Origin of the sequence: Streptomyces sp. M-16 (assembly GCF_052114405.1) — a bacterium.
In the GTDB taxonomy this organism is placed as follows: Bacteria; Actinomycetota; Actinomycetes; order Streptomycetales; family Streptomycetaceae; genus Streptomyces.
The window spans coordinates 48,025-58,802 of the sequence record NZ_JBFRER010000039.1; the positions used below are offsets into that span (position 1 = coordinate 48,025).

9 protein-coding genes are annotated in these 10,778 nt (G+C 73.5%); 3 read left to right on the top strand and 6 right to left on the bottom strand.

Features of this window, described 5'->3' with window-relative positions:
• Window positions 1-36: 36 nt before the first annotated feature.
• Both AB4039_RS19725 and AB4039_RS19730 read right to left on the bottom strand, forming a co-directional pair.
• On the bottom strand, window positions 37-2,616 hold the full coding sequence (locus AB4039_RS19725) for an FtsX-like permease family protein (RefSeq protein ID WP_266839484.1): 2,580 nt from the start codon (window positions 2,614-2,616) through the stop codon (window positions 37-39).
• Window positions 2,613-3,389, bottom strand: coding sequence for an ABC transporter ATP-binding protein (locus tag AB4039_RS19730; protein WP_442271359.1), 777 nt, complete (start codon window positions 3,387-3,389; stop codon window positions 2,613-2,615). Before AB4039_RS19730 ends, AB4039_RS19725 begins: the two co-directional genes overlap by 4 nt.
• 295 nt (window positions 3,390-3,684) lie before the next feature.
• On the opposite strand from AB4039_RS19730, the gene AB4039_RS19735 reads away from it, so the two are divergent.
• Both AB4039_RS19735 and AB4039_RS19740 read left to right on the top strand, forming a co-directional pair.
• Window positions 3,685-5,328 (top strand): MDR family MFS transporter, encoded by a 1,644-nt coding sequence (locus AB4039_RS19735; protein WP_442271353.1) that lies wholly within the window; start codon window positions 3,685-3,687, stop codon window positions 5,326-5,328.
• A 77-nt stretch (window positions 5,329-5,405) separates the two neighbouring features.
• Window positions 5,406-6,221, top strand: coding sequence for a hypothetical protein (locus AB4039_RS19740; protein WP_442271354.1), 816 nt, complete (start codon window positions 5,406-5,408; stop codon window positions 6,219-6,221).
• Here AB4039_RS19740 and AB4039_RS19745 read toward each other — a convergent pair.
• Together AB4039_RS19745 and AB4039_RS19750 are read right to left on the bottom strand one after the other, a co-directional pair.
• Entirely contained in the window at window positions 6,203-6,604 is a 402-nt protein-coding gene (locus AB4039_RS19745; protein WP_266839487.1) for a hypothetical protein, read from the bottom strand. The genes AB4039_RS19740 and AB4039_RS19745 overlap by 19 nt on opposite strands.
• Window positions 6,601-7,146: a CGNR zinc finger domain-containing protein gene (locus AB4039_RS19750; protein WP_442271355.1), complete on the bottom strand. Its 546-nt coding sequence runs from the start codon at window positions 7,144-7,146 to the stop codon at window positions 6,601-6,603. Before AB4039_RS19750 ends, AB4039_RS19745 begins: the two co-directional genes overlap by 4 nt.
• An 81-nt stretch (window positions 7,147-7,227) precedes the next feature.
• Between AB4039_RS19750 and AB4039_RS19755 the strand changes: the two genes are divergently transcribed.
• Window positions 7,228-8,079, top strand: a complete 852-nt coding sequence (locus AB4039_RS19755; RefSeq protein WP_442271356.1) for an alpha/beta fold hydrolase — start codon at window positions 7,228-7,230, stop codon at window positions 8,077-8,079.
• 295 nt (window positions 8,080-8,374) lie between these two features.
• On the opposite strand, the gene AB4039_RS19760 is transcribed toward AB4039_RS19755, so the two are convergent.
• Together AB4039_RS19760 and AB4039_RS19765 are read right to left on the bottom strand one after the other, a co-directional pair.
• Window positions 8,375-9,259: a DivIVA domain-containing protein gene (locus AB4039_RS19760; RefSeq protein WP_442271357.1), complete on the bottom strand. Its 885-nt coding sequence runs from the start codon at window positions 9,257-9,259 to the stop codon at window positions 8,375-8,377.
• Window positions 9,260-9,394: 135 nt separating this feature from the next.
• The coding region (locus tag AB4039_RS19765) for an SUKH-4 family immunity protein (protein ID WP_442271358.1) at window positions 9,395-10,778 on the bottom strand (1,384 nt) is incomplete at its 5' end.

Sequence of the window (10,778 nt, forward strand, 5' to 3'; positions counted from 1 at the left end):
CCCCCGTGTTTCCCCCGTACGACCGGTCCGCGCCGACTACTCGCTCGCGATCGCGTTCAGTACGTTCATCCGCCCCGCCCGGAAGGCCGGGACCAGTGCGGCGAACAGGCCCACCAGGGCCGAGCCGGCGAAGACCCCGATGATCGTCGGCCACGGGATCTCCAGCACCTTCAGGCCCTGGAGGGCGAGGAGCTGCTGCGCGGTGGCGCCCCAGCCCATGCCGAGACCGAGGCCCAGCAGGGCGCCGAAGAGGGCGATGACCACCGACTCCAGACGGATCATCCGGCGCAGCTGGCGGCGGGAGAGGCCGATGGCGCGCATCAGGCCGATCTCGCGGGTCCGCTCCACCACCGAGAGGGCCAGGGTGTTCACGACGCCCAGCACCGCGACGATGATCGCGAGCGCGAGGAGGCCGTAGACCATGTTGAGCAGCTGCCCGACCTGGTCCTTGAGGTTCTGCTTGTAGTCGGTCTGGTTGAGCACCTTGTACTGCGGATACCCGGCCATGGCAGCCTTGAGGGCCGGGTAGGCGTCGTCGGCCTGTCCCGGCTTGGCCTTGGCCAGCAGCATGAAGGGGCGGGCCAGCTGGTCGGCCGGGAGGTTGGCCTCGGCGGTCGCGGTGCTGATGTACTTCACGCCCTTGTCGAGGTTGCCCTCGTCCGAGGTGATCGCGGCGACCTTCAGCCTGGCCGTCCTGCCCCCGGTGAAGGCGACCGTCATCTCGTCGCCGACCTTGACGTGGTGCTGGTCGGCGTAGATCGAGCCGACCGACATGGAGCCGGGCGCGTACGCGTCCTTGTGCGCTCCGGCGGTCATCTTGCGGCGCACGTCCTGGGCGTACGTCGGGTCGGTGACGCTCAGGCCGGTCTGCAGGCTGCTGCCGTCGGGCGCGGTGACCTTGGCGTCCACCTCGCGGTAGGCGGTGACGTGGTCCAGGCCCTTGGCGGCGCGCATGGCCTCCTCGGCCTGCGGCATGACCGGCTGTCCGGTCTGGGAGCTGACGATGTAGTCCGCGCCCACCGTCCGGTCGAGCTCGTCGGTGGCCGAGGCCACCATCGAGGAGCCGACCACCGACAGGCAGGCGACCAGCGCCAGTCCGATCATCAGCGCGGCGGCCGTGGCGCCCGTACGGCGCGGGTTGCGCAGCGCGTTGCGTTCGGCGAGCCGGCCGACGGAGCCGAAGGGCCGCAGCACGGGGGCGGCGAGCACCCGGACCACCACGCCCGCCAGCAGCGGGCCGATCACGATGAAACCGATGAGGGTGAAGAGCACGCCCAGGGCCAGCCACAGCGATCCGGCCGAGGCCTTCTCGGCGGCTCCGGCGAGGAACAGGGCCGCGCCGCCGATCCCGGTGAGGACCAGTCCGAGGACCGCGCGGACGGTACCGGCCTTGCGGTCGCCGGGGGTGCCGGCGTCGCGCAGGGCGGCCATCGGGGAGACCTTGCCGGCCCGGCGGGCCGGGATGTAGGCGGCGACCACGGTGACGATGATGCCGAGGAGCAGGCCGACGACCGGGGTCGTCCACTTGACGGTCAGGTCGTCGGTGGACAGGTGCATGCCCATCTGGCCCATGAGCTTCATCAGGCCGACGGCCAGGCCCACGCCCGCCGCGACTCCGGCGAGGGAGCCGACCACACCGAGCAGGAAGGCCTCGACGAGGACGGACCGGTTGATCTGGCCGCGGTCGGAGCCGATGGCACGCATCAGGCCGATCTCGCGGGTCCGCTGGGCGACCAGCATCGAGAAGGTGTTGAAGATCAGGAAGATGCCGACGAGGAAGGCGATGCCGGCGAAGCCGAGCATCACGTACTTCATGACGTCGAGGAAGCCCATGTCCTTCTTGTTGTCGGCCGCGGCCTCCTTGGCGGTCTGCAGCTTGTACGTGTCCGCGCCGACCGCGGCCGCCACGTCCTTCTTGAGCTGCTCGTCGCTGACGCCGTCCTTGGCGGTGACGTTGACGTGCGTGAACACGCCGGGCGCGCCGAGGAGCTTTTCCTGCGCGGTGGCGGTGTCGAAGTAGACGATGGCGGCGCCCGGGTTGGTGACGGTGAAGGAGGCGATGCCGCTGATCTTCGTACGGATGTCACCGGTGACGGCGATGGTGCGCAGCTCGTCCCCGAGTGCCAGGTGGTGCTTCTCGGCGGTGTCGGCGTCGATCATCATCTCGGTGGGGCCGCGCGGGGCCCGGCCGGAGGTGATCTTCATGGACTTGAGTTCGTTCTCGGTCCAGTTGCCCGCGATGGTCGGGGCGCCGGTGCTCGACCCCATGTTCTCGTTCTTGGAGTTGACGACCGTGACGGCGGTCGAGAGGACGCCGCCCTCCGCGGACTTGACGCCCGCGGCCGTACGGACGCTCTCCAGGGCCGAGGCGGGCAGCACCCGCGGCTTGCCGCGGTTCTGGTTCTCCTCGCCCTCGCCCTCGGCCGGCGGCTTGGGGCTGACGGTGACGTTGGAACTGGTGACCGCGAACAGCTTGTCGAAGGTGGTGTTCATGGTGTCCGTGAACACCAGCGTGCCGCAGACGAAGGCGACGGAGAGCAGTACGGCGATGGCGGAGAGCGCCATCCGCCCCTTGTGCGCGAAGAAGTTGCGGCGCGCGGTCTTCATGACGGTCACGAGGTCCGCCCGCGCGCGTCGAAGTCCTTCATGCGGTCGAGGACCTGCTCGGCGGTGGGGGCGTACATCTCGTCGACGATGCTGCCGTCCGCCAGGAAGATGACGCGGTCCGCGTAGGAGGCGGCGACGGGGTCGTGGGTGACCATCACGATGGTCTGGCCCAGCTCGTCCACCGACCGGCGCAGGAAGCCGAGGACCTCGGCGCCGGCCCTGGAGTCCAGGTTTCCGGTGGGCTCGTCGCCGAAGATGATCGCGGGACGGGCGGCCAGGGCGCGGGCGACCGCCACGCGCTGCTGCTGGCCGCCGGAGAGCTCGGTCGGGCGGTGCTTGAGGCGGCCGGCGAGTCCGACGGTCTCGACGACCCGCTCCAGCCACTGCGGCTCGGGCTTGCGGCCCGCGATGTCCATGGGGAGGGTGATGTTCTCCAGGGCGTTCAGCGTCGGGAGCAGGTTGAAGGCCTGGAAGATGAACCCGATCTTGTCGCGGCRGAGCTGGGTGAGCTTCTTGTCCTTCAGGCCGGTGATCTCGGTGCCGTCGAGCTCGATCCGTCCGCTCGTGACCGTGTCCAGCCCGGCCAGGCAGTGCATCAGCGTGGACTTGCCCGAGCCCGAGGGGCCCATGATCGCGGTGAACTGGCCGCGGTGGACGTCCACGTCGACGGCGTTCAGGGCGACGACGCGGGTCTCGCCGGAGCCGTAGGCCTTGACGACCTCGCGCGCCCGGGCCGCGACGGGGCTCTGCCCGCCGGTCCCTCCGTGCCTGGTTTCGGTCATCGCCGTTGTCACGGTGTTCTCCCCCGTTGTGGTCCGTCTGCGTGCGTGAATACGTCGCCGCCGTGAAGTCTGCGGTGCGGGGGGTGTCCGGCGCCCTGGTGCCCTTCGCCGTATCCACCGGGGGGTTAACCCCACCCCCACGTCCCCGTCCGTAGGAACCAGTTAAGGACGCCGGAGGACCTTCGGCCTCATCCGCCGGGACGAAAGTCCCCTGCGCCCTTGTGGGGAGTCACCCCTAGGGGATGTCCACCCTTCGGGCGATCCGGGGTAGGGGATACCGCCTGCCGCACCCCCGGTGAGATGGTGTTCGTCCGCGGACGAGGGGGACAGGGTGGGGTCGGGGACGGGCGGGGCGGACGCCCCCGGGCGGGGGACGCCGGCAGCGGCCGGGGATCCGCCGGCAGGCAAAGTTCCGGCCAATACGACGGCCGCTCCCGCGGCGGGCGGCGTGCGAAGACGCCCGCCCACCGCCGTCGTGGTCGCGCTGATGCTGAACATGGCCCTGGTCGCCCTCGACAGCACGATCGTCTCCACCGCCGTCCCCCAGATCGTCGGGGACCTCGGCGGCTTCTCGGTCTTCACCTGGCTCTTCTCCGGCTACCTCCTCGCGGTCACCGTCACCCTCCCCGTCTACGGCAGGCTGAGCGACACCCTCGGCCGCAAGCCCGTCCTCCTCTTCGGCACGGCCCTCTTCCTCCTCGGCTCCGTACTGTGCGCGTCCGCCTGGAACATGGCCGCGCTGATCGCCTTCCGGATCGTCCAGGGGCTGGGCGGCGGAGCCCTGCAGAGCACCGTGCAGACCCTGGCCGCCGACCTCTACCCGCTCCGCGACCGCCCGCGCATACAGGCCCGGATGACCACCGTGTGGGCGAGTTCCTCCCTGATCGGCCCGGCCCTCGGCGGTCTGCTCGCCGCCTACGCGGGCTGGCGCTGGACCTTCCTGATCAACGTGCCGCTCGCCGGGCTGGCCCTGTGGCTGACCGCCCGCCACCTCGTGGAGCCCGTACGCTCCCCCGGCCGCCGGGGCCCGGTCGACTGGGCCGGGGCCCTCGGCGTCTTCGCCTGCGGCGGGCTGCTGCTCTTCGCGCTGGTCCAGGGCGGGGTCGCCTGGCCCTGGCTGTCGGCGCCCTCGCTGGGGCTGCTCGGCGCGAGCGCGGTCCTGGCGGCCGTGGTGGTCCGGATCGAGCGGCGGGCGGCCCTGCCGATCCTGCCGGGCTGGGTGTGGCGCCGGCGCACCATCGCCGCCGTCAACCTGGCGCTCGGCGCCCTGGGGCTGCTGATGGTCGCCCCGATGGTGTTCATGCCGACCTACGCGCAGTCCGTGCTCGGCCTCGGGCCGGTGGGGGCCGGCTTCGTGATGGCCCTGATGACCCTGAGCTGGCCCCTGTCGGCCGCCCTGTGCCAGCACGTCTACCGGCGCATCGGCTTCCGCGACACCGCCGTCCTCGGCATGTCCCTCGCGACGGTCGTCCTGTTCGCCTTCACCCTGCTCCCGCATCCCGCCCGGCCGTGGCAGCCCGCGCTCGTCATGCTGCTGCTGGGCGCCGCCCTCGGGCTGTTCCAGCTGCCGCTGATCGTCGGGGTGCAGTCCACGGTGGGCTGGGCCGAGCGGGGCACCACGACGGCCTCCGTGCTCTTCTGCCGCACCGTCGGGCAGAGCGTGGGTGCCGCGCTGCTGGGGGCGGTGGCCAACGCGACCGTCGCCGCCCGGCTGGCCGACTCCCCGGCCGCGGGGTCCCCGCAGCGGCTCGACGACGTGTCGCGGGCGCTGGCCGAGCCGGGCTCCCTGACCCCGGCCGCCTCGGACCACCTGCGCTCGGCGGTGGCGGCGGCCGTGGACCACATCTTCCTGGGCGCGACGGCCGCGGCCGCGGCCGCCCTGCTGGTGCTGCTGCTCGTGGCGCCACGACGGTTCCCGGTGCTGCCGGAACAGGAGTAGCCACCACCCCGGCAGACTTGTCATGCCCGGACCCATTGGGCGACCCTCTTCCCCAGGACCGCACCCGGGGGGACGACATGGCATCCGCACTCTGCGCGCTGGCGTTACTGGCCGCGCTGGCCGGCCCCGTCGGCCTGCGCCTGTACCACCGTCCCGGCACGGTGACCGGCCGCGACGGCCGGCTCTCCACCTCCACCGCCCTCGCGCTGGCCTGGACCGTGATCCTGGTCTGGCTGCTGCTCACGATCCTCGGGTACGGGCTGACGGCGGGCGGCGGCATCGCGTACTTCCGCGGCCCGGACGGCCCCCTGTCCTCCCTGACCTCCGTCTACCTGCCGCTGCTCGGAGGCCCCTACGTGGCCCTGATCGCGGCGAAGACGGTCGTCGGGATACGGGTGGAGAGCGGCACCCTGGCCAAGCCGGCCCCCAGGCCCACCGCCACCGGCCGGCGCCCGCTGCGCGAACTGATCGCGAACGACAGCGGCCGCACCGACCTCGTGGACCTCCAGTACGTGGCCCTGAGCGCCGTCACGATGCTCTACGTCGTCCTGTTCTTCCTCTCCGACGTGCGCGCGGGACTCCCGCGGCTGCCGTCCGAGATCTGGGCCCTGACCGGCGCTCCGGCGGGGGCCTACCTGGTGAACAAGATGGCCACCCGCGCCAACCCGGTCATCACCCACGTCGAGGCCGCCGACGGCCTGCTCACGGTGGAGGGCGGCGGCTTCACCGAACCCCGCCTCACGGTGGACGACACCGCGCTCCCGACCACCCCGGACCCCGCGACGGGCGCCCTGACGGCCCCGCTCCCGGCCACGGCGCGGCCCCCGTTCACGGTGGTGGTCACCTCCCGCGGGCTGCGCAGCGACCCGTACCGCTACGAACCGGCCGGATAGCCCGCCCCCTCCGGCCCGATGCGGTTGACGCGCCACCCCTGCGGGGTCTCCGTCAGGGTCAGCGCCCCGATCCACTCCGCCCCGTCCGCCGGGTACTCCCACTCGTCGGGGTCCGCCAGCACCGCGGGCAGCTCCGCACGCGGGACCCGCTCGCCCGGCCGGTAGCCGGGTCTGCCGTCGGGCGCGGTCCACGGCGCGACCCGGCGCACCTCCACCCAGCCCCGGTCGACGAGGTCGAGCAGCATCGCGGCCAGCGCGGAGACCGGCAGCTCCTTGTCCTCCTCCGCCAGGTCACCCCAGACCCCGGGCAGGATGTCGGTCTCGAACGCGTTGATCATGAAAGCCCGCCGGCTCTCGTCGAGCGCCTCCCACTCGTCGCTCACGCCCCGGCCTCCTTGTGACGGGCGTAGTAGCGGRCCACCCGCGCCCGGTTGCCGCAGACCGACGCCACGCACCAGCGGCGCCGCGGGTGCGCGGGGAGGAACAGCAGCACGCAGCCCTCCGCCTCGCACCGGCGGACCGACGTCACCCGCGGGTCCGTCGCCAGCTCCGCCACCGCCTGCGCCAGCTCCGCGGCCAGCCGCCGCGCCGGGCCGGCCGTCCGGCGCGGGGCGGCCGTCAGCCCGGCCCCGTCCGTCCAGGCCAGCTCGGTGTGCGAGGGGGCCGCGGCCAGGAAGCCGTTCAGCGCGCGCAGCGCCCCGTCCGGCGGCGGCCCGCCCCGCCGGACGGCGTCCAGCACCGGCCCGGCCGCCTCCCGGACGGCCCGCACGGCGGACACCTCGGCCTCCCCCACGTCGCCGACCGGCTCCAGCCGCCCGGCCTGCTCCCCGATCCAGGCCGCGAGGCCCCCAGGGGCGTCGAGCAGTTCCCCCGCGTTCAGCAGGTCGAGGGCGAGGGGCTCACCCACAAGCGGAAACGAAACCATGAACTAACTCTACCAATCCCTCTTGACCCATTAGCCAAGCCTCCGCAAGACTAATGCCACCAAGCCACGAGGAGGCATGTGATGCCGATCCACCGCACCGTCGACGTCGACGGCGTGTCCGTCGCCTACCGCGAGAGCGGCCCCGCGGACGCCCCCGTCCTGCTGCTCCTGCACGGCTTCCCCACCGCCTCCCACCAGTTCGCACGCCTGATGGACGCGCTCGGCGACACGCCGTACCGGCTGATCGCCCCCGACTACCCGGGCTTCGGCCGGACCGAGGCGCCGGAAGGGTTCATGTACACCTTCGACCGGCTCGCGGAGATCGTGGAGGGCTTCACCGACGCCCTCGGCCTGGACCGCTACGCGCTCTACGTCTTCGACTTCGGCGCACCCGTGGGCCTGCGCCTGGCCGCCCGTCGGCCGGAACGGGTCACGGGCCTGATCGTCCAGAACGGCAACGCGTACGACGAGGGACTCTCGGACGCGGCCCGCGGATTCGCCGGGCTCAGCCGCGACGTCCCCGGCAACGAGGAGCGCGTCCGCCGCCTCTTCACCGAGGAGGGCACCCGCTTCCAGTACGAGACCGGGGTCGCGGACCCCTCCCTCCTCTCCCCGGACAACTGGACCCTGGACCTCCACTACCTCGGCCTGCCGGGCCGCGCCGACGCCCAGGCCGACCTGGCCTTCGACTACTCCGGCAACTTCGCGCACTACCCCGACTGGCAGACCTGGCTGCGCACGACCCGCCCGCCGCTGCTGGTCGTCTGGGGCGCGGGCGACCCCTTCTTCACCCCCGCCGGAGCGGAGGCGTACCGCCGCGACGTACCGGACGCCGAGATCCACGTCCTCGAAGGCGCGGGCCACTTCGCCCTGGAAACCCACCTCCCGACGATCGCGCCCCTGATCGCCACGTTCCTGACGAAGCACCTCTGACGCCGACGGCCACGGGGGCCGGGCTTCACGGGGGATCCCACCCGGCCGGGGGCGGGGACGGGGTGGGGTGTCGGCCGGGACGTAAAACGTGATGTGTCGGCGCGAGGTACCTGGCACCAACGCAGCTGCGGACAGGGCGCCATAAATCATGCAGTCCCGGACGCCACCCCGCCCCGGCCCCGACCCCGGCCACCCCGCAGCCCCCGGCCAGGGCAACGGCCACCCCCGACCCCGCACCCGCACCCGCACCCGCACCCACCCCGGACAACCGCCCGGCCAGGGCACCGGCAACCCCCTACCCCTCCGCCGGCGCCCGCCCCGTGAGCGCCGCCAGGCTGGAGCGCACGTGGTTCATGTGGGCCCGCATCTCCTCCTGCGCCTCCGCGTGCTCCCGCAGGACCCGCTCCGTCTCCCGCCCCACCCGCTCCTCCCGCACCCGCGCCTCGGCGATCAGCTCCGCGGCCCGCGCCTCCGCGTCCTCCTGCCCGTGCCGCGCCGTCTCCTCCGCCTCCGCGAACCCCCGCCGCGCATCCGCCAGCCGCGCCTCCGCCTGCCGCTCCTGCTCCGCGTAGCGAGCCTCCAGCTCCGCCTGGCGCGCAGCCAGCTCCCGCCCGGCCGCGTCCCACCGCTCCGCGTGCTCCTGCTCCCGCTCCGCGAGCAGCGCCTCCGTACGCCGCCGCATCTCCCCGAGCGCGGCCACCGCCTCCGCCCGCCAGCCCGCCGCGTCCTCCCGCGCCTCCGCCCGCATCGCGTCGGCCTCCCGCTGGGCCCTCGCCAGCCCCTGCCGCGCCCGGACCTCGGTCTGCTCGCGCACGGCCTCCGCGTCGTGCCGCGCCAGTTCCGCCACCCGGTCGGCGTGCGCCTCGGCCGCGCCCTTCGCCTCCACCGCGTCGGCCCGCGCGTCGCTCCGCAGGACCTCCGCCTCCTCCTGGGCGAGCGACAGGATCCGCCGGGCGCGCTCGCTCAGCTCGTCGTACGTCTGCGGGGCCAGCGAGGCGACGACGACGCCCAGCCGCTCCGCCTCCGCCTCCATCCGCTTGGCCAGGACGGTCAGCCGCGCCACCCGTTCCCACGCCTCGTCCCGGCTCCCGGACAGCCTGGCCAGGTACCGGTCGACCTCGTCGGTCCGGTAGCCGCGACCTCGCACGGTCGAGAAACCCTGGGGTCCGTGAGGTGACATGGGTGCACTCATCCTGGAAGCGCCTCTCTCGCGGGGATTGCTGACAAGGATGCGTCATTTGGTGTCAGAAGCCGGAATGGCCGGGCCGCGACCCCCGTCAGGGGGCCCGGCCCGGCCATACATCCGATCACCCGATCAGAGGAGCCCGTCCCACATCTGCTCCAGCAGCACCGACCACCAGCTCTCCGGAGAGGCCAGCGCCGCACTGTCGAGACCCGCCAGATTCGCCTGGAAATCGACGGTCCAGCGACCCGCCTGTTCCGGCGTCAGATGCTGCCTCAGGCGCCACATGTGACCCAGCATCGCCAGCGAACGCGCGAACTGCGGCAGGCTCGAATTCACGAACTGCGGCGGTACGGGCGCCCCGCCCGGTCCGGCCTCCACCGGGACCGCCACTATGTGCGCGGTCCCGTACTGCACGCAGAGCGCCTTGCCGAAGTCGCTGCCGACCACCAGGTACGAACCCGCGTCGGACGCCGGCTGGACCTGCCTCTGCGCCGCCAGCTCGGCCAGCGTCGGCACCGGCTGGCCCGGCACGGCCTGCGCCCAGAAGAACGGCCCGAAGTCGACGGGCAGACCGGCCCACATCAGGGTCTGCGCCACGATCTCCGGCACGCCCTGACGGGACACCGCCCGCTGGTCGAAGCGGAACACGCCCTGCGGCCCGAAGGCACCGGCCAGTTCCTGCGCGATGGCGTCCATCGGGATGGCCGGCTGCAGCGGGACCTGCGGCAGCGGCGCCCGCACCGGAGCGGGACGCGCCGGCCCGTCGGCCACCTGGTGCAGCTCACCCTGATGGGTGAGCAGGTGCCGCATGCCCTGCTGACGTCCCGCGTGGTCGGTCCCGTACGGGGCCACGCTGGTGATCCGCACCTGCGGCCAGGTCTCCCGGATCATCCGGGCGCAGTAGCCGCCGGGCAGCTCGCAGGAGGCCAGCTCGGTGTGCAGCTCCAGCACCTGCTGGGGCGGCACGTTCAGCGCGCGGAGCTCGTAGAGGATCTGCCACTCGGGGTGCGGGGTGCCGGGCGCCGAGCGGCGGATGATCTGCTGCTCGGAGCCGTCGGGCGCGCGGTAGCGCAGCACGGCCTGGTAGCCGGGGCCGACGGTGGGCGCGCCGGACGGGGCCGGGGGCTGCTGCGGAGCCGGACCGCGCGGCGCACCGGGCGGCGGGCCGGGCGGCTGCACGACGGCGGGCCCGGCCAGCATCGTCGCAGCATGGTCGAGCCCCCCACCGGGAGCACCGGGCCCACCGGGCGCACCAGGAGCACCAGGAGCGCCCGGCGCACCGGGAGCCGCCGGCGGCGCGGGCGGCGGCACCATGCCGGGCGCCGCCAGCATGGTCGCGGCATGATGCGCCCCGCCCCCGGGCGCGCCGGGGGCACCGGGCGCGCCAGGAGCACCGGGCACACCGGGCGGCGGCGTCGGCGGACCGGGCGGACCCGGCGGCCGGGGCGGCTGCACGACGGCGGGCCCGGCCAGCATCGTCGCAGCATGGTCGAGCCCCCCACCGGGAGCACCG

What these genes read in the sequence shown, in the direction of transcription:
- AB4039_RS19755 (WP_442271356.1), top strand. Translation starts at nt 7,228, where the DNA reads ATGCCGATCCACCGCACCGTCGACGTCGACGGCGTGTCCGTCGCCTAC.
- AB4039_RS19740 (WP_442271354.1), top strand. Translation starts at nt 5,406, where the DNA reads ATGGCATCCGCACTCTGCGCGCTGGCGTTACTGGCCGCGCTGGCCGGC.
- AB4039_RS19760 (WP_442271357.1), bottom strand. Translation starts at nt 9,259, where the DNA reads ATGTCACCTCACGGACCCCAGGGTTTCTCGACCGTGCGAGGTCGCGGC.